The 21,089-nt window shown below is 40.6% G+C and carries 13 protein-coding genes; 1 reads left to right on the plus strand and 12 read right to left on the minus strand.

What is annotated here, in order from left to right:
• Positions 1-58: 58 nt before the first annotated feature.
• From H2672_RS00160 to H2672_RS00170, 3 genes are all read right to left on the minus strand, one after another.
• A complete protein-coding gene (locus H2672_RS00160; RefSeq protein ID WP_186667760.1) occupies positions 59-2,125 on the minus strand; it encodes a glycoside hydrolase family 3 protein in 2,067 nt (688 codons plus the stop codon).
• A 21-nt stretch (positions 2,126-2,146) separates the two neighbouring features.
• Entirely contained in the window at positions 2,147-3,832 is a 1,686-nt protein-coding gene (locus H2672_RS00165; RefSeq protein WP_186667762.1) for a serine hydrolase domain-containing protein, read from the minus strand.
• Positions 3,833-4,671: 839 nt separating this feature from the next.
• Positions 4,672-5,535 carry a YitT family protein gene (locus tag H2672_RS00170; protein WP_186667764.1) on the minus strand — a complete coding sequence of 288 codons (864 nt, stop codon included), beginning with the start codon at positions 5,533-5,535 and terminating at the stop codon, positions 4,672-4,674.
• Between the two features lie 629 nt (positions 5,536-6,164).
• On the opposite strand from H2672_RS00170, the gene H2672_RS00175 reads away from it, so the two are divergent.
• A complete protein-coding gene (locus tag H2672_RS00175; protein ID WP_186667767.1) occupies positions 6,165-7,217 on the plus strand; it encodes an acyltransferase family protein in 1,053 nt (350 codons plus the stop codon).
• A 651-nt stretch (positions 7,218-7,868) separates the two neighbouring features.
• Here H2672_RS00175 and H2672_RS00180 read toward each other — a convergent pair.
• The 9 genes from H2672_RS00180 to argH all read right to left on the minus strand — a co-directional run bounded on the left by H2672_RS00180 (position 7,869) and on the right by argH (position 20,826).
• Positions 7,869-9,206, minus strand: a complete 1,338-nt coding sequence (locus H2672_RS00180; protein WP_186667769.1) for a hypothetical protein — start codon at positions 9,204-9,206, stop codon at positions 7,869-7,871.
• A gap of 518 nt (positions 9,207-9,724) precedes the next feature.
• Positions 9,725-10,366 carry a hypothetical protein gene (locus H2672_RS00185; protein WP_186667771.1) on the minus strand — a complete coding sequence of 214 codons (642 nt, stop codon included), beginning with the start codon at positions 10,364-10,366 and terminating at the stop codon, positions 9,725-9,727.
• 657 nt (positions 10,367-11,023) lie between these two features.
• Positions 11,024-11,848 (minus strand): alpha/beta fold hydrolase, encoded by an 825-nt coding sequence (locus H2672_RS00190; RefSeq protein ID WP_186667773.1) that lies wholly within the window; start codon positions 11,846-11,848, stop codon positions 11,024-11,026.
• 197 nt (positions 11,849-12,045) lie between these two features.
• On the minus strand, positions 12,046-14,856 hold the full coding sequence (locus tag H2672_RS00195) for a sensor domain-containing phosphodiesterase (RefSeq protein ID WP_186667775.1): 2,811 nt from the start codon (positions 14,854-14,856) through the stop codon (positions 12,046-12,048).
• A gap of 288 nt (positions 14,857-15,144) precedes the next feature.
• Complete coding sequence (locus H2672_RS00200) at positions 15,145-16,443, minus strand: glucose-6-phosphate isomerase (RefSeq protein WP_186667777.1); 1,299 nt, start codon at positions 16,441-16,443, stop codon at positions 15,145-15,147.
• Positions 16,444-17,181: 738 nt separating this feature from the next.
• On the minus strand, positions 17,182-17,451 hold the full coding sequence (locus H2672_RS00205; RefSeq protein ID WP_186667779.1) for an excalibur calcium-binding domain-containing protein: 270 nt from the start codon (positions 17,449-17,451) through the stop codon (positions 17,182-17,184).
• A gap of 258 nt (positions 17,452-17,709) precedes the next feature.
• A complete protein-coding gene (locus tag H2672_RS00210) occupies positions 17,710-18,636 on the minus strand; it encodes an aldo/keto reductase (protein WP_186667781.1) in 927 nt (308 codons plus the stop codon).
• A gap of 498 nt (positions 18,637-19,134) precedes the next feature.
• Entirely contained in the window at positions 19,135-19,257 is a 123-nt protein-coding gene (locus H2672_RS19465) for a hypothetical protein (RefSeq protein ID WP_255485224.1), read from the minus strand.
• Between the two features lie 51 nt (positions 19,258-19,308).
• The gene (gene argH, locus H2672_RS00215) at positions 19,309-20,826 is read right to left on the minus strand and encodes an argininosuccinate lyase (RefSeq protein ID WP_186667783.1); all 1,518 of its coding nucleotides are present in this window, start codon (positions 20,824-20,826) and stop codon (positions 19,309-19,311) included.
• Positions 20,827-21,089 lie beyond the last annotated feature (263 nt).

Raw genomic sequence — 21,089 nt, forward strand, 5'->3', positions numbered from 1 at the left:
TATACCAGCAAATACTGTTGATAAAATAGCTAAAATTTTTTCCTGCAAAAAACCTAGATTAGTATCCTAAACCATGTCCAAACTTGTATAAAACATCGCCATCTTGATCGAAAATAGTAACTGGAAGCTTACCTATTGGGTTATTTAACCCAAAAATCGTGTTAACCGATGCTTCATAGCTTGCTGGTCTGAATCCATACTGAGCCAGATAAGCATCTACATTCGGGTAGGACATAATATCATATGGATTTCGAATTCCGACACCAATGACTGGCACATCGGTTTGTTCGATGAGTTGATTTGCCAGCCTCATTAAATCATTACTTGGCGCTCTTCCGCTCACCGTGGAGGTATTGGTTCCTAAAATGATATAATCAGCCGCTTTTGCTTGCGTCAATTGCGATGCTGTAAGGAGTGTTGCCGTATTTAAAATCGTTATATTTTTGTTGTGCTTTTGAACCTCAGCAGCAAGGAGATCAGCACTTGAACCGACCACAATGATCTTATCTTCAGTGCCTGCTTTTAGTGGAAGTACGGCATTATTTTTTACAAGCGTAATCGATTTAGCCGCTGCTTCTCTTTCTACTGCTTTATGTTCAGCTGAGCCTACCACTTGAATGGCCTTCGCAATTTTCTTAGCTACGCTTTTTTCAACCTCAGCTTTCACAATGCCTCGATTTAACTTCAGCGTTAGAATTCGTTCAACGGACTGTTCGATTTTTCGGGTTGAAATTTCTCCTTTGTTAACTGCATCATAAAGGCCATTAGCTACTGCCTCAAGTCCTACAGGCATAAGAACAATATCTGTTCCTGCTTTTACAGTGCGGATGGCCGCATCAACTGCACCAAAATGCTCAACGATTGCCCCCATATTCATCGCATCCGTAACAATAACTCCCTTAAAGCCCATTTGCTCACGCATCAAACCCGTTAATACTTTTTGAGAAAGTGTAGCTGGTAGGGCAATTTCTTTTCCATCTTTTTTCGAAATGACTTTTGTATCATCAATTTTCGGGAAGGTCACATGTGCCGTCATAACGGCATCAATACCAGCATCCATTGCCTGCTGGAACGGATATAATTCTACCTTTTTCAGACGATTGATATCATGTGGTACTTCCGGAAGTCCTAAATGGGAATCAACTGCCGTATCACCGTGACCCGGAAAATGCTTGGCCGTTGCGGCCGTTCCACTTTCATGAAGTCCTTTAATATAAGCATTTCCCAATTTTCCAACTAACCCAGGGTCTTCCCCGAAGGAACGAACACCGATCACTGGATTATCAGGATTATTGTTTACATCCAACGAAGGTCCAAAGTTCATATTAATACCTTGGGCGTTAAGCTCTTTACCAATGGCCGCGCCGACCTTTTTTGCTAACTCTCCGGATTGTGTCGCCCCTAGCGCCATGTTCCCAGGAAAATCTGTACCCGTCTGAAGACGCGTTACAATCCCGCCTTCTTGGTCAATTGAAACCAAAAGACCATACTTTTCTGTTGCTTCCTGATAAGCACTAACTAGCTTCGTCGTTTGCTCAGCTGTCACTGTATTTTCGCGGAATAATATCACGCCGCCCAGATGATAATCCTTAACAAGTTGCGCAATTTCAGCATTCATTGCCGTAACATTTTGACCCTTCCAGTTTCTAAAGTCAGGCATAAGCATTTGTCCGACTTTTTCTTCCATCGTCATCTGCTTGATCGCCTTTCCGATAAGGTCATAGCGAACGCCTCTCTCTTTCCCAACAATAATCTGATCTTGATTTCCTTTGTATTGGATGGAGATCCTGTCACTGAATTTGCCATTGCTTACAGAGATAAACGTTTTTCCATTGTGACCAGAAAGGCTAACTTCTCCGCCTTGCGTAACAGAGGCAATATTTTTGTTAGAAGACGCCCAGGTTACATTCTCTGATGCTAGTATAAAGTGGCCATCCTCATATACATGCAGGCCATTTAAATCAAGTTTATTGTTCGTCACATCTCTCGTGACTTGCGGTACGTTAAGGTCAATCACTAAGTCCTTGATGCCCGAAGCAGCCGATGCCCCCGCGTGTGGAATCCCCGTTAACACTAAAGCAAATGCAATAAGTGAGACGATACATTTCTTGACTACTTTACTCATACTTTGCCTCCCTATTCATTATTAATAGTCACGCAGCTGCCATTCATTAGTTGTGAAAGAAAGCTTGTGCTTTGAATTGAGCAATGGATTTAGAATATACAAGCCACGTCCATTCACGGTTGAATCGGTTTGATAGCTGAAGCGTAGTTTCGAAGCTTTCATCGGGATAATGAGCTCTTGATTTACCCAGCCGTTGCTTGTACCGGCGAATAAGGCGAGCTTTTCCCATACGCCATCATTAAGTACTTCTACAAAGCCAAAATCAGACTCATTCTCAAGCATATGCCATGTACGAAAAGTAAGTTTGGCATTCTTTTCTAGTGCAAGATCAGCTTCCATCATACGGTTCACATTATCTCCGTAGCCTGCAAACCATGCTGAATCCTTACCGGGAATGGAGACCGGAATCGCATCCGCTACTTGCCTAACGAATAGTCTCCGCGTTTGATTTGTCGACACAGTCGCACGACTTGGATGCACGCGATTGGTCAGTAAAATCGCAATCGTTTTGTTGTTCGGGCTAACTACAATCGATGTTCCCGTATAACCAGTATGCCCAAAGGAATATGTTCCTTCTGAAAGCGCATCCATATACCATCCCTGTCCTAGCTCCCAGCCAAGACCGTGGTCATCCCCAGGGAATGCTGCATTCTCATTTTGAAGCAACAGTTGGACCGTTTCAGGCTTCAGGATTTTTTTCCCGCCATATATTCCGTTATTCAAGAAAACGTGGGCAAGCATGGCAAGATCCTTCGCAGTCGAGAACACACCTGCATGTCCAGCAACACCATCAAGTGACCATGCATTCTCATCATGAACCTCTCCCCAAACAAGATCCCTGTGCGGCATTGACTGGAATTCGGTTGCTGCAATCCGATTTTTCAAGGAAGCTGGAGGATTATACATGGTATCCTTCATCCCCATTGGTTTTGTGATGTGCTTCTTCACGAACTCATCCTGGCGAATCCCGGACAGTCGTTCAATTAACACACCTAATGTGATCATGTTTAAATCGCTGTAAGTGTAAGTCGCACCCGGAGCGTTGGCTAACGGTTGGCTTAGCACCAGCTGCAGCCGCTCTTCTCTCGAATTCCCCTTCGAATATAACGGAATCCACGCGACGAACCCCGAGGTGTGCGTCAACAGCTGGCGTATTGTTACGTTTTCCTTGCCGTTTGCAGCAAATTCCGGAATATGCTTGGCAACAGGGTCATCTAGTGCAAATAATCCTTTTTCAAAAAGGATCATCGCGGACGTAGCGGTGAAGATCTTACTAATGGACGCTAAATCAAAGATTGTATCCGTCTGCATTGGGATTGGATTTTCCATTTCTGTAAGCGAGCCATCCGTGTATCGGGCTGAAAAACCGTAAGCATCATGCTTCACAATTTTCCCGCCTCTCGCCACGAAGGTAACTGCACCGGGCATTACTTTTTCCGAAATGGCCTGATTCATAATCTGATCAATTTGTTGGAGTGGGGTTTCCACCATTCCGGCTCCTCGTGCTGAGCTTGGGTGAAGTGTGTTAGAAATCGGGATGATGGTTGAATTCCATGTAAAAACTGGATGTGGTTTCTGGGATGAGGTAGTGTGCTTCTCTTGCTTTTCAATCGATGGATTATTGGGTAACTCACCGCTAGCAAAAACAGGCGATGTTCCTAACAAAATCGTACAAACAGAGGTGATCATAAACGTTTTTCTCTTCATAAGTTCCTCCTTTTAATCGAATTATAGGTTGCTGCCCCTATGTATAGAAGCAGTCAGGTGGTAACGCTGACAACCTATAGGTCAAGCATACCTAATGTGATATATAGACGTCTACACCCCCAAAGCCTTATATCCAACTTTTACCATGACGAAAGTAGGGCGTCCTTTGATTTATTTTCAGAAATTTCAAAATAGGTGTAATGTATTAGCTCAGCAAAGGTATTTGACCTAAACACAACGACAAACCATTCGCATATCCGAATGAACATACAAAAAAGAAGAGCTCTAAATGGATGAGCGAATGAACAAGGGATGAAGTTTGAATAAGGAGTGACATATTAAGTTTACACGGCAACTTTCAAAAAAGGACATCATTGACGTTAACGTTTTCGGGGTAGTCAAGTAGTGCCGATTACGTTGCGTTCCAAAGTTGAAACTAAGGAGATTGTCGCTACACCAAGCTCTCCTTGTACCCCCTCTGCCTCGTATAAGCTTGTGATTCGGGTTAATAATGGCGAGAGTTATCAGATGGATTTTCAAATTGGGAGTAGATAAGAATCAGCCAAAGTTAGACTTTGGCTGTTTTTTTGTTGGGTGTGATGGGTTAGTTGGAGGGTTTACTGATTATGTTGGACACTTTATCGATTTTGTTGGAGGCTTTTTTGCGTTGGTTGGACACTTCTATAGTTTTGTTGGACACTCCCCGGCGTTGGTTGGACACTTTATTAATTTCGTTGGACACTTCCACTAAAGAGCAAAACACAAATAAAAGAAGTGCGGACCCATTGAGGTCTGCACTTCTTTTATCTACTTCTAACCATAATATTGTCTTCATTACCTCAATGAATCGGCGATTTAAACTGTCCGCCGTGTGCTTCCTGAGTGTTCATGATTGTTAAAAATGCTTTCGCATCAACTTCATTGACAATTTGTTTCAATTTACTTATTTCCAGACGCGTGATAACGACGTAAATTACATCTTTGGCATTATTATTATAGCCGCCGCTTCCTTTAAGGTTCGTAATACTTCTGCCAAGGCGGTTAGTGATGGCATTGCCTAGTTCCTCGTATTCATCCGATACGATTATCACCGCTTTTGTATCTTCTAACCCTTGGATAACGGCATCAATTGTTTTCGAAGCGATATAATACGTCAGAATCGAATACATTGCTTGCTCCCAACCGAGCACAAAGCCTGCCCAACCGAAGATGAAGATATTGAAAAACATTACAAATTCGCCGACAGAAAAAGGAATCTTTTTCGTCAATAAAATACCAAGTATCTCAGTCCCATCGAGCGCCCCGCCATTACGAATGACAAGGCCGACGCCCGCGCCTAGTAGTAACCCTCCGAAGACAGTCGCAAGAAGCGGATCCGTCACAAATGGCTCAACCGACTTAAGTGGAATTTCCACAAGCGCAAGCACAACAATTGCAAAAGAGGAAGAGATGAAAAAGTTCTTCCCGATATACCTATAGCCAAAGAAAAGGAATGGCAAGTTGATGAGCAAAATAAGCAAACCGAACGGGATACCCGTTAAAAAAGTTAGAATCAGTGAAATACCGATGATGCCGCCGTCAATAATCGAATTAGGGACTAGAAACAGTTCAATGGCCACGGCAGCCATGGTTGCCCCTACTAAAATGAAGAAGTAACGGAACAAAAAGTGCGTACGCGTTTCTTTTTTATGCTGTTTTTTCATAAGTGAAATACAGTCCTTCGGCATTAACGTATTTAGTACTTACTAGTATCCCCTTCTGTGACTTCTTTGTAAACGATTATAGACCAGCCAAAGTAACTTTCATTAATTTTTCACTTGTCCATTTCCGGCTCGCTTTCGGCGAAATATTCATGACAGGTTTAAGGAGGAATTGTAGTTCATTCCTCCCTCGAGGGGAAAGTGTGTTAGCAATTGCAGTCGTTTCTCTAGTACCCGGACTCCCATTACTTATTTATCCGTTTATTGATGGGAAGATGAGAAGGAGAACGATGAAAGTGTTGAGGAAGAAAAGGAGAACGTTTCGGAGGATATTGCCGTTTTAGTGAGTTTGGCTAGGTTGATTAGCTGACGGTCACCCCTCGGACATGATTGGTCGACAGCGTTATACAATTGGTTGCCTCCTAAAGGCACGCGAAATAACAGTCATAACTAGCGTCTCCACCCAATTACATTAATCATTCAAAAGGATTAGTAATCCGTAATTAAATAAGGAAATATCCACGAAAATCTCTATCTTTCTTTCATTCCCAAGTCAATTCTGTTACATTGCGTTCCCAACTGTCGATAGGTTGTACAATCGATTTACGTCAATTTTCTTGAGGAGCTTGATTATGAATAAGAAACGTTTATCTTGGGTGGATGTCACCAAAGGATTTTTAATGATTCTTGTCGTCATTGGTCATTATCCGGGACAACTTGATTTCCCGCTTGCGAAGTATATCTATTGGTTTCACATGCCAGCTTTCTTCATTTTAAGTGGCTTGTTTTTTAAACCTGTAGTGGAAAAGGGCTTAATGAAACGTTCGATTCACAAACGTTTTATGCAATTGATTGTCCCCTATTTGTTTTTCCTAATAAGCATTACGCTGATTCGTTACGGGATAGAAATAGGTTCAGGCAATATAGATTTATCGTGGTATCTAAATGATTTGTGGGCACTTGTTGTCGGCGGACGTTTTGCACGTGGTGCGTACGGTGTTTTCTGGTTTGTAACAACGCTTTTCTTTACGTATTTGTTCTTCTTGTGGATGACGAGATACTTTAGCCGCGCGAAACAAATCGTTATTTTGGCTATCTTTTATAGTATTGCCCATTTTGAAAGTTTGTTTGCGATGCGCGTCATTGGCGGCGCACCAGATACTGCGTCTCAAACTATCCCAATGATTTGGAACATCGATGTTGCGCTTATGGCAGTCGTCTATTTTTCATTCGGTTATTACATGAAGAGTATTTGGATGAATGTTTCAAGAAGATGGTTATTCGCGGGATTGGTCGGCAGTGTAACGGCGGTTTTACTCGATAACCTTAATGTCATTGACTATCATTTGAGCATGAAATTTTTGCGTTATGAACATTTCGTTTTAGATTTGATCATTCCTCTTTCATTCACACTTGTATTGGTTGGCGTATTCCAACTCATCGCTGCTCAACTATCACTGAAATGGCTGCAAAAAATCGAGAAGCACTCCCTAACGATTATGTACTTGCACATCTTTACCGATATTTTGTTAAATGATTATTTCACATATGGCATTGTTGGGTTCACAGCATTTGGATTGGTCGTTCCAATCGTGGTTTCAATCATCATTCAGAAATTGCTACCACATGGAAAGTTACTGCTTGGTGGATTTTCACCGAAAAGACCACTACCAATACAGCAATAACATAATGAAATTCGCACTATATAGTCGGCACCTAACAAATAGACTATACTTCCAACACCGCTTTGTCGCTTGGTGATGGCCTTACGCAATAAGCCTGTCAGAAGAACACTGTCAGTCTTATTGCTTCGGCTCACACTTGTCGCTTCTTCGCTAGATTTGTTCGTTGTACTGATGAAGTATACCACCTAGTTAATTCTAAATAAGTATTGCCAATATATAGTGTACGATTATCATGTATAGCTCTATGCAATCTTGCATATACTGCTAATCACAGAGGGGCGGCACTTCTCTGTCCCGCACGGGGGCACTTTCGACGGAAGGTGAGAAAGAATTCCACGCATAATCTGACTGGAGATTGTCCAGTAGTGCCGCGCAATACATAGTCTAGAACAGAAGAACCAGCCATTTAGACTATTGGCTGGTTTTAATTATATTATTATGCAATTGCAGTGAGTTCTCCGAGTATTTCCGTTTACTTAAAATTAAAATTCCGGACACTATTCGCGTTTTCCACGAATGGTGGCTGTACCGCGCATCTCGTGAGAATAAGAAAAAGCCCCGACCAAATCGCCAGGTAGAGGATTTGTCTGGACTGTTTTAGAACCTGAAATTAAATTAAAGTTCGGATAACCTTTTGCACAGCATCCAGCACTATACCCCTTGTAATAACCCCCGCTCCCTAAACAGCGCACTCTCCTTCGCCAATGCTAGTAACCCTGCACTACTCGGGTACAACAATTCTCCATCAAACATGCGTGGCAAATCGTTCACTATAATTTTTTGGAAGTCAGTACCTTCAAAGTTATGTTGGAAGTTTGTCTTGGCGTAATCTGGATGATCGATGACTAGTACAAAGGAAAGTTCCGGTCTAAGGGATACGATGTCTGTTACGTTGCCCAAAAACTCCAAATGGGCATCTCCACTATTTAACAGTTTCTCCAACTCCACTATATCCGGATGTTTATGAATGATATCGTTTACTTCGCCTGTCTCGTTCGATTCAAAGTCTTTTCCGTTAAACACTTCTTCAATAAGTTCTCTAAACAAAGCCAATTCTATGTTGAAGTTATTTTCGATTATATATTTACTTGTCGTTTCCTCTTTTTCGAATATTTCAAAACCCCCAGCCGGAATAATTTGCCAATAGTTCGGTTTGATCGCAACTTTTTGCGATCGTTTGAAGATAGGCGTCAAGTAATCCTGCCGCTTAGGATCAAAGTAAACGACCATCATTTGGACACTTAACAAAGAGTGTCGATTCCGCCCTTTTGTAATCACATCCAATTGGGATTGTCCTTCATGAATCCTGCTTCGATATTGTAATATTGAAAGGATATAGTCTGATGAGTTTTGTAGTAACTCCATTCCACACTTGACGTGGATCTTATATAATTCATATTCAAGAATATGGCTTGTACTTACAGTATGTTTATATTGGCATGTGTTCGCCGTAAAACCTAGAATTTCCCCGCCGTCCGTCAGCCGATACTCGTCCAATTCAAAACCGATTAAATTCGGTCGCTTAATGGTGGCACTCATCATCGCAAAGTATTTACGTTGTTGCTTATCCATGATGAGTTCTGGTACCTGGTTGTTCCTTAATTCTGCAAATGTCTTCATACCTTCGTGGATAGGATACTGATATGGAATGGCGGTACGTTGAACGCTTACGGGATACTCTTTTCCGAATAATTTAGTGAATTGTATGTTTGTATAAATGCGTTTCAGAACCTTATGCTGCCATTCTATAAATTCAGGTTCTGTGGACTTCGAATAAAATAATTGTCTCTCTTTTTCATAACGTTCCTTTTTATCTTTACACATGTATTGATATAATAGTTTCAGTAAATTAATATCTAGATTCCGTTTAACCATCCCATTTGCCATTACGATGGTTATCAATGCGACAATGCTAGTACTAACAATAGGATACTGGATAAATTGTCCTACTACAGGAACGTCCAATAAATAACTTTTAAACTCATACATATATAAACCCCCTTTAATTAGAAATTATAGTCTATAAGACTAGTTTTTGATAGAGTTGGTTCGCGAATGCCAGTCACTCACGCAATTATTCTAGCGAAGATAGTACTAGTTACAGTGTAATGCTATATAGAAAGTGACACTGCCTTAAAATCGAAAAGGAATGCTATAAAAAAGGATTCAGCAGCCAAAATTGCATCTTTGGCTGCTGCTTTATAGATAGGCATGTGGTTATTCATTCGTTCCCAAAAGCTATGCACTTAGTAAACCTGTACAATCGGAGAGTGACGGACGAAAGACCACCGTACGATTAACGAAAAAACTGCGGGGGGATGCGAATTTGCCGCATCCCCCCGCAGTAAGAAAAACCAATAATGGTGTAGTAGCCATTCAGTTCAAAGCGACCCAAGGGTACCTGTACAATAGAGTGCCTAATGTTTCATCACGAAAGTAAGCAGTCGTTTACTGATTACTTTTGGCTAATCAACACATGTGGTACTATATGAAATTAGACCAGAAAGTTATTCCGGAAACGTTATGACAAGATTCCCTTCGATATTTATCACTTCAATCAGTTCTTCATTAAACAGATAAGGTGTATCGTTTTTATCCTGCGGTGTGATTGCCTCGTAGCTATTCTTGACCGATAAAACCTGAAAAGTAACGGGAATATAGCGACCTTTGTTTAGTGTTTTCATGTTTCCCATCAAAAATACTTCTTTGCTGGAAACAGCGAAACTCAAATGCCCCACTTCTTTATTCAAACTACCCGATACTAATTTTACGTCCTGCAATAATGATATTGTGCATAAAATGAAATCATTGATGATTTCAGCAGGCAATTTCTCGTAGTCATATTTCAAAAATAACGCGTTGAAACCATTTCTGATTTCTTTGAACGAGAAGACATCCTCGATTTTCTTGGCTTTGACTCCATTACCCAAATTAGAGATAATTCGCTTGCACTCATCTAAGTACTCACCTACATACCCCGAACTCTTTTCCCTTAGGGCAATAAAGTTGGCAAGCTCATTAATACTTTCAATTCCATACGCATCCTCTCGGACCAACATCATGAAACTATAGAAGTCCTTTTCATCAAAACTTCTTTCAGTAAACTTGTTGTAGTAGTATGCAAATAACTGTTGTTCTTTCTTATCCACGATGCTTCCACCCTTTTCACTATTCTTTGCGTATCCTTACTTTAATCATAACATGCTTAGGAACATACTTTCTAGAATGGGGTTGTAATTGTAAACTTTAAATACGATGGATAGTCGACACTTAACATACGGTATGTTCTTCCTATACCGCTTTGTCGCTTTGTGATGGCCTTACGCAATAAGCCTGTCAGGAGAGCACTGTCAGTCTTATTGCTTCGGCGCCCGCAGGATGCGGGTGTGCAGCCTTTGCCGCAGGACGCGGCGATATTTGGCTGCCTTTCATTAGTGTCGCTTCTTCGCTAGGTTTGTTCATTAAACGGGTAAGGTATTAAATACGGCAATTTACTAAGCGTAGGCGCCTTAAAAGGGGTAGCCGAAGCCATAAGACTGGCAGCGAACCGAACAACGAAGAGTTCGGTTTGTATAATTTCTGCGTCCTTTGCAGAAATTATACAATTAATGCAAAGGACTCACTCAATAATAGGTTGTAAAATTAAATACCACATTTGCTTATGGCGGGAGGCATCCCCGAAGCGCCGAAGCGTTATTGAATGGAATCACTAACTCAATCTATATAGTTAACTCTAAATAAGTAGCGGCCAATAGATAGCGCAAAAAAACCAGCCCTAGAATTCCAAGGCTGGTCCTCATTTAACGTTACGCACTAGTAACAAACTTACTGGTTGCTGGTATTTCCTGCTCCATTTTAACTTGTTCCTTGATAAACTGTATGGCTACTTGATTGAACTCTTTATGCTTCTCAATATTACAGACATGGCCGCATTGCTCAATAATATGCAATCTAGCGCATTTGTCCTTTATCGTATCCTCTTCAACGGGGCCAAGGAACATATAGTCTTGATCGCCCATGATGTACATTTTGGGAATTTCATGTTTTACACTATCAATTTGCGGATAAATTGCGCAAACCTTGGCAGCAAATCGGTACCATTTAATAAACCCTTTTTGACGAATTTTCTTTGCTTCTTGGATGAAAACGTCCCTTGCTTTCTTATGGTGCGCTTTAGGCATAAGGATACGTGCAAATGTTTTATACAACCACATATAGGGAACCACACTTTTAAGCAGGTTTCCTGTTCTCAGAATCACTTTCGCAGCCCGTGTTAACCGGATAATTGCACCACCTAAAATCATGCTTTTAATTCTGCTGGGTGCGTAAATATGCATCGCATGTAAGACTACAGAGCCCAAACTAATTCCCGCAAAGTGAGCCTTTTCAATCGATAGGGAATCTAGTACCTTAACAACATCTTTAGATAACATTTCAGGTGTATACGTCAACATTTCAGGTTCATAGTTTGCAGAGCCACCATGATCTCTTAAGTCAATGAAAAGAAGATTGAAATGTTTTTTAAACTCTTTTACTTGTTTATACCATATATTTGAATTCCCGCCCAATCCATGCAGAAATACGACCCACTCATGCTGAGGACTTAAGTTATGCGTTTCATAATGTAACAAGTGAAATTCACCCTCTTTCCTGTAGAGCAATCCACACAAAAACCTACTGGTTACGAATCTTGTCGGTTTTTGTTATGTTATGAATACTATTGTAATTCATTTGTTTATAAATGTCTTGTGCTAGCCTGAAAGATTTCTTCCGAAGTCTTCCACTGTACTTTTTACTGTCACAAAGGAACACTTACGTGTCGTGCATATTAGTTCCAGTACAATTCCCCTGGATTAGCCAAATACTTATCCTCAAATTCTTTTGCCTGTATAGGCCGATCAAAATAAAAACCCTGCATCAAATAACAATTTCTTGAAGCAAGAAACTCTGCTTGTTCTTTTGTTTCAACACCTTCTGCAATCACATCGAGATTCAAGTTTTGCGCCAGTGTAATAATTGTATTCGTGATGGCCGCATTATCATCTTTCGCACCCAAGTTTTGAACAAATAACCGATCAATTTTCAGCGTATTAATCGGAAAATCCTTTAAATAGCCTAGCGAGGAATAGCCCGTCCCAAAATCATCTATAGCGATTTGAATACCAATCGCTTTTAATCGCTCCATTGTTTGCAAGGTTAACGTTGTATTTTTAATGATTTGATTTTCAGTGAGTTCCATGTGTAGGTATTCAGGGGACAGACCCACTTTGTCCAATATCGTTTCAACTACTGTAAATAGATCATTCTGTTCAAACTGACGCACCGATAAATTGACGGCTACACTCATTAGCGGATAGCCCTGTTCCTGCCACTTTTTAATCTGTTTGCAGGCATTTTCAAGAACCCATTCACCTATTCGAATGATCAAGCCGGTTTCTTCCGCGATTGGGATAAATCTGTCTGGGGGTATCAAACCTTCTATCGGATGGTTCCATCTAAGTAACGCTTCCACACCCACAACCATTTTCGTTGAATAGTTGATTTGAGGTTGATAATAAATAACGAGTTCATCATTATCGATTGCTTTATACAAATCATTTTCAATAAGAAGACTTTCAAAATCCCCCGTATCCATTCCTGCTTCATAGAAACGGTAGCTGTTACCAGCAGTGGCCTTAGACTGGTACATCGCACTATCTGCATTTTTAATCAATAGATCGGCATTCTCCCCGTCTTCCGGGAATAAACTAATTCCAATACTGTTTTTAATATAGACTTCATTTCCACTTAGCGAGAAAGGTACGGAAAAAGTATGGATGATACATTCGATAAATTGTAGGACTTCTGCTTTATTGTTTATATGTGGTAAAAGAATGATGAACTCATCCCCGCCTTGCCGCGAAGCCATTGCCCCCTCTGGAAGACAAGAAGTTAATCGTTTGGCCACATCACCGAGCAATAAATCTCCGTAGCTATGCCCAAGCGTATCATTCACGGACTTAAAGCGATCCAAATCGATGAAAAGAACGGCCATTTTTTCACCACGTGCTTTAGCGTAGGCCACCTCTTGGTCTAGCCTGTTTCTCAATAAAATCCGGTTTGGCAAATTGGTTAAGCTATCATAATAGGCATGATACTTAATTTCTTCCTCCATTCGTTTCCGTTCGGTAATGTCTTTAAACGTCACGACATAACCTACACATTCATTTTCTTCCTCAATAGAAGAAATTACATAGTCTACTGTTATGATGGAGTGATTTTTTTTGTAGAAATAGCCTTCTGAATTATACTTGTCGTATTCCTTTTTAAGAAAAGCCTCTATGATTTTTTGTTCGTTCTCCTTACTTTCGTCGAAAACAACACGATAATATTGTCCAATCAGTTCATCTTTTTTATCGTAACCCAATATGGATAAAGCCGCCGGATTGTAAAATGTGATCTTGCCCTCTAAATCCAAACCAAAAATACCGTCACCCGCTGAATTAAGAATGAGTTCTTTTTCCCGACTAAGCCTTCGGAGTTCTGCCATAGCTCTTTCAAGTTCCTTGTTTTTCTTCGTTATTTCTAGCGTTCTTTCTTCTAAAATAAGCTCTTGTTGTTCCATATATAATAAGTTTGACAGTGTAGGAGCAGCGGCATCGACAATACACTGGACCAGCTGTTGATCCGCATCCGAATAAATCGGCCGATTCTCTGCCCAGTTTGCAATCACAATGACACCTAAGACGTTGCCCATTGACACTAATGGAAGTACAAATACACCTTTTATCGCCAAGTATTCGAAAAGTTCTTGGTTAACCCTGTCATCTGCAGATACATCTGGAATGAGTAGCGACTTTCTTGTGGTAATCACTTCTTGGATTGTAGCACCCACTCTTTTCCCAAACGGTATCGAGTCATGCGCCGCAATCCAATCCTCTTCTGCTAACTCGCTTTTCTTGCTCAAATAGACTGGTTTCATGCTTCCTTCTTCTAGGCAGTCCACTAAATACAGCCCAATCGTATTGTTGTTTAGCGCTTTTCCTATGTAGAAAAAACACTTGTCCAACGCTTCATTTCTTGATGAACACATGGATAATTCACGATTCATATCCAGCAATAATTGCTTTTCTACAAGTAGGTCCATTTTCCGCGTTAAATTAGAAGTGTTTCGAATCGCAACCGCCGCCATATTGACATAAGCCTCAACAGATTGAATCTCCAATTCGGTTAAGTTCATTGGCACTCCATAATCAAATAAAAACACCAGCCCAAATAACTCATTTTCATAAGAGATAGGCAATGCGAGAAGTGATTTTATCTGAAAAGCTTGTACAGCCCTGGAATCTGGCCGATTATCTTTTGTGGTATCAGGTATGTAGATGGTTTTTTGTGTTTCAACTACTTCTTTTGCCAATAAATCATATTCCATATCAATGACCTGCATATCTAACGTCATTCCATTAATGGTTTCCGGCTTTCCAACAAACCCTCTGAAAGAACCGTCTTCCTGCGGTAAATATATACCCACCGAATCACACTGAACAATTTCTTCTGAAATGGCTGTGATGACAAACTCCAATACTCCACGCAATTCATTTGTGGTATTTATTAATTTCGTTATAGTTGCAAGCCGAGAATACCTCGTCTGTTCTTTCATACTATACGCCTCTTTCACTCTTCAGGTGTTTCACTAGTTATCTTAAATTACCCCTACATTTGCTCCATCAAACAATCGTTTGGGCTTTTACATTAATGCTACCATAGCGCCTTGTCTCAAATGCTTGTTAAAACTTAACAATTAATGCACCCTCGACGATTTTGCATACATCTACCCAACAGGCCACTAATTTCTGCACACAAAAAAGATCAGACATCTACGTACATGTCTGATCTTCATTATAGTAGGGATTCTGAATTGCTACTTACACCCCAAAATTTACAGCTATTATCTTGTCACATGCCCCGGCTTCTCCAACAATCTAAAGATATTATTTTTATATTCCTCAACACCAGGCTGATCAAAAGGATTTAAGCCCTGCAAGTAAGCACTCATTGCACAGGATAGTTGGAAGAAGTAGATTAAATAACCAATATGATAGGCATCTTGTTTGGCCACTTCAAGACGTAGTACTGGTACGCCTCCATCTTGGTGCGCTTCCATAGCGCCATGCATCATTACATCATTGATTTCATTTACTGTTTTATCGGACAGATAATTCAATCCATCCAAGTTTTCTTTAGTTGAAGGGATTGCACAATCCTCCACGTCGTCTGTAAAATGGACAAACGTTTCAAAGAGCATCCGTTGACCATCTTGTATATATTGACCGAGGGAATGTAGATCGGTAGGGAAAGCGACGGCTGCAGGGAAAATACCGTTTCCGCCCTTCCCTTCACTTTCACCAAAGAGCTGCTTCCACCATTCATTAAACATTTCAAGATTCGGGGAAAAACTTGCTAAAATTTCAACATTATAGCCTTCAGCTAACAGGTGAGTTCGTAAAGCAGCATACTGATAAGCACTATTTGAAGCAATATCTGCGTTCGACAGATCATGAACGGCTGCTTTTGCTCCGGCAAGGAGTTGTTCAATATCGACCCCTGCTACTGCAAGAGGGAGTAGTCCAACTGGTGTAAGAACGGAATAACGACCGCCTATATCATCTGGTACAACGAAAGTCGCAAATCCTGAACGTACAGCCAATTCCCTTAAGGCACCTTCTGATTTATCGGTAATCGCAACAATTCGTTCACTGGCGGATGAACCATAACGGTTTTCCATGTATTCAAGCAGAATCCGGAAAGCAATAGCAGGTTCCGTTGTCGTTCCAGATTTCGAAATAACAATAATGGCAACTTCTTTACTCCCCATATAGCTCAATAATTGCTTCATATATGCTCCGCTTAAGTTTTGACCGGCAAAGAGTACTTCAGGATCACCCGGTTTTTTTTCAAAATACGGTGATAGTGCGTCTTGAATCGCTTTTGCTCCTAAATAAGAACCTCCGATACCAATGACAACAACCAAATCTGCATTTTCACGCAATTTTTTGGCTACTTTCAGCGCATCTTGTAGTTCATTTAACGGAATCTCATTCGGGTAATTCTTCCACCCCAAATAATCAGCACCTTCAGAAGTACCTTTGTTCATTTCTTGATGAATCGTTTTCACTTGTGTATCAAATAGTTCCTCAAGTTTACTTGTAGCTATATGTGACTGATTTAATGTTAACGGAATTGCCAATTCAACATTCTCCCCTTCTAGGTGGTTTTATAAAGTTAATCTTCAATCAGAGGGGGGTTCTTTATCCCCCACTGATTGTTTAAAGAACTTAGGCTAAGAGCGCCACGTCCTGTGGCAAAGCCTAAGTAACCAACATCCTGTTGGCCCTAACCATTCGGGCTTTTACGGGCAGTTGATCCCCCACTTATTCTTCTCGTGTCCTTAAAGACTTGAAGTGGGGGTCTTACTGCCCGTTAATGCGGGATCAATTAAAGTCAGAAGTCACTATTCCTCCAACTTTCCTGACAGTTTCTTGTAGGTTCAATAACAATCTATTACTTTCAACTCCCACTCATCTTTTCATCATGATAGGGTATTAACTTATTTCTCATAAGGTGAGTCTTTTCTGGGCGATCGAAAATAGAACGTCAAAACTCTCCTTCTCTATTATGCCCAAGAACCATCGTAACTTCAATTCTAAATCCCGGTAAAAATTGCTTTAACTGATTTTACGACAAAGCTTCTTAAATTACTTATGATTCAAGTGGTTAGCGCCTGAAACTAGACACTATTATTGGTCAAAAAAACGCAAAATCCCCTTTTTTATGACACCATAAAAAAAGGGATTTGCGTTTTTCAGTTTTTGAAAACAGCTTAACTTATTGAGCATAATCGCCCGTGTAGTAGATAAGTGAACATTCGAGCACGCCATCTGTTTCATTTAACACTTTCATGAAGGCTGAATTGTTATTTTTATAGTCACTTTTCACACGCGATTAAATCTTTATCGCGATCACTTTTTTTATTTGCATCATAGATTGCCTGAGATACAAATGGCTTGTATTTCGTTTTGCCGCCTACATTTTTGACAGATGCAGATCTTGCGACGCCGCCTTTATACACTTTGTTTAGCTCTGTGCAATTTTTATAGGTCACGACTTTCGGGCTTGCCGCTTCGACATGCACCGAATTGAATGAAAAACCTATGGCAATCGTAAATGCCAGCAAGACAGTAACTATTCTCTTCATTACAAAAACCTCCTTCTCAATTAATTCTCTTCTATATGAACCTAGCTATAGACATAAAAAAACGCCTTCCTTTATGCCTGAGCATTCATAGCAATCAGACTGAAGACATCCCTCTCAAACTATATGATTATTTTAACAGACTAGGAGTTTATTTGCTACCCTGTAAAGGATTGGTTGAGACTGGGATGTGATTGGTTCAAACCAGAAAAACCTCCTGACCGATAATCCGGCAGAAGGTTGTAATTGATAATCGTGTTGTTACGGGACGATATTGCCAGCAGCTTTATAAATGTCATACCATTCTTTTCTTGTTAACGTAATAGCTGTGCTCTTACATGCGTCTTTTAATCGTTGAGGATTCGTTGTTCCGAGTACGACTTGGATGTTAGCTGGATGGCGGCTAATCCAAGCAGTTGCGATTGCCGTGTTTGTTACGTCATAGTTGGCAGCAATTTTGTCAATCACTTTATTCAACTCTAAAAAATTATCTAAATCGCCAAGGAATGGGCCCGCAAAGAAGCCATTTTGAAATGGCGACCATGCTTGTAGCGTGATATCATTCAAACGACTGTATTCTAGTATACTGCTATCACGATTGATAGCTTGATCTATATTCATATTTAACGCAATTCCTGCGTCAATCACCGGTGTATGTGCAATACTAAACTGAATTTGGTTGACGACTAATTTATGTGGTGTATATTTTTGCAGCAGTTCAATCTGTGCGGGGTTATGGTTCGACACCCCGAAATGTCTTACTTTTCCGCTGCTATGCAATTTTTCAAATGCCTCAGCAACTTCAGCTGGTTCCATTAGTGGATCAGGACGGTGAAGGAGTAGAAGGTCCAAATAATCCGTGTTTAAACGCTTTAAAATACCGTCAACTGAGTCAAGGATATGTTCTTTAGAGAAATCAAAGTAGTTTTCTTCGCCTTTAATGCCACACTTGCTTTGCAAAATCATTTTTTCACGGATGCTTGGATTCATTTGGATTGCCTCGGCAAATAATTCCTCGCACCGACCTTGACCATAAATATCTGCATGATCAAAGAAGTTAATCCCTTCATCAAGTGCAGTGCGAATTAACTGCTCTATTTCTGTTAAAGAAAGCTGCGTCAAACGCATATTCCCCATTATGATGTTGGATACGTTTAGATCGGTGTGTTTAATTTGCGTATAGTTCATGAAAATAGCCTCCCTTAACTGTAGTTACACTATTTAGAATACCTCACAATCTAGCTATAAGGTCAATTTGAAGCTTGGGTTAAGTGCTTTCGGCGATTGGTTGGACGCTTTTCAAAATTGGTTGGACACTTGCGGGGATTCGTTGGGCGCTTTTCTGAGTTGGTTGGACACTTCGAGGGGTTTGTTGGACACTTTTAGAATTTGGTTGGACGCTTGCGGGGATTTGTTGGAGGCTTTTCTGAGTTGGTTGGACACTTCGAAGGGTTTGTTGGACACTCCTTCGTTGGTTGGACACTTTTCAAAATTGGTTGGACGCTTCCGGGGATTTGTTGGACGCTTTTCTGTGTTGGTTGGACACTTCGAGGGGTTTGTTGGACACTCCTTCGTTGGTTGGACACTTTCCATGAATGATTGAAGACCCCACTGATTTTAATAGTTTGGGTCTACTCGATCATGGACAGAAAAAGACGCCTTCCACCCGATCAGCTGGAAAGCGTCTTAAATCAACATAGAATACGTGGTCAATAGCTCTCGCTCTATATGCTTACTAACTTCTTTAAACCCCTTTGTTCCAATCACTTGATAGTTCGAACCTGTTGAATGACCTTCGTGAAAAATCACTCCACTGTCATCCCTTCGTGTCACCTCCATAAAACGCTACTAAATAAGTCGTCATGTTGTTTCACTCCAATGATCTTCAAAACGTTGTAATGCTTTTTCTGCTTGTTCGATTGCATTTTCCTTTTCGTCTATCCATTCATTTAAAACAACTAAGCGGTTTTGGTAATTCGCAAGTGAAGTCGTCATCGTTTTGGGTGAAGGCCCACCTAAGATGGTACGCACTTCAACAAAGTTTCGAGGGCATAATGCTTTCTTGAATTCTATTTCTGTTAATACAAGTGGTCTATTTAATACAATGAGCGCTTCGCTATTGACCATATCGTATGTTAAATCCGAAAGTTTTGCATCCGCATTTCCCTCTAATGCCCGTATCGTGTTCCTAACGATCTGATGCGCCTGTCTGAATGAAGTTTTCTCTATGCGGACTAATGTATCTGCTAACTCTGTCACGTTAGCAAAACTATCTCTAGCCCGTTTTTCAAGCACTGCTTTATTGACAGTCATCGTGGCCACAGCACTCGTAACAAGTTCGTAAATGCCCTCAAGTCTTGTTAATGCTTTCCACAAATACGGTTGCAAATCATCTTCAGTGTCTACGATATCTCCAAAGGGTGTATTATGAATCATCGTTAATACTGTATTGGTATCCCCAACAACCGATGATAGTAATGCCCGTGTATGTTCAATTGACACTGGATTTCTTTTTTGCGGCATGATGGAGCTTATTTGCACATATGGATTTGCTAACGTGAATGCATTAAATTCGAGTGTTGCCCATGTTAGTAAGTCTTGCATGGCGCGGCCTAAATTTAAACTAGCTGTTTGAACGGCCGTCGCGACTTCCATTAAATAATCCGCACCCGCAACACTATCCCATGCATTTTCGATGATAGCGTCGAAGGCCAGTAACTCCTGCATCCTTTCTCGGCTAATTGCAAATCCTGATGTCGTGAGTGCCGCCGCCCCCATACTGCTCCGGTTAACTGTTTTATAAGCAGCTTGCAGTCGTGTGAAATCCCGATCCAACTTATCCATTAAACCTCTTATATAATGGGCTAATGTTGTTGGTTGTGCTTGTTGTGTATGCGTGTAGCCAATCATAATCGTCTCGATATGCTCATTTGCAAAGGTATGAAAGGACTTTTGAATTGTTACTAACCCCCTCATCAACGTCAAAATCTTTTTCCGTAAAGTCATGCGATAAATAGCAATTCCCATGTCATTTCGACTTCTTGCAATATGTAAATTCCCTGCTATATCGCCTGCTTTAGTAATCAGATCATGTTCAATCCTGAAAAATAAATCTTCAAACTCAGGAGTATACGAGCTGGTCTTATAAAATTCACGATCGATCTCAGAAATGGCTTTCCCAATTTGTTTTGTTTCAGCATCAGTTACCAAACCTTGCTCCTGCAACATGACTAGATGCGCACTATTTATTTGCATCATATAATCGACAAAATTACTTTTTGCTTGATCATAGGTTGGCTCAATTACAATTTTCTTATAGGTTGACGAAGGAAATACATTGCCTTCTTTCGCTTCAATTTCCAGTCTATAGTTTTTCATTATGTTAGTTATCCCCTTTGACTTGAATCCATTTGCGTTTCAATGAATTCATATTTGCTGTTGCTATTTCCTCTTCTTATATTGTACTCGCCCTCTTTGATAAGCGTGCTACTTAATTTTCTTGAAGTGTACATTGCACGCAATTTCGAGTTAATGGCAATTGCCGATTTCCCGACAGTACATAACTAAAAAAGGTGTTCAGTTGAGAGATAAACTCTTCACTGAACACCTTTTTTGTTGTTGGATTTAGCTTGGGTGTACTA

The sequence above is a fragment of the Sporosarcina sp. BP05 genome, from assembly GCF_014282005.1.
Classification (GTDB): domain Bacteria; phylum Bacillota; class Bacilli; order Bacillales_A; family Planococcaceae; genus Sporosarcina.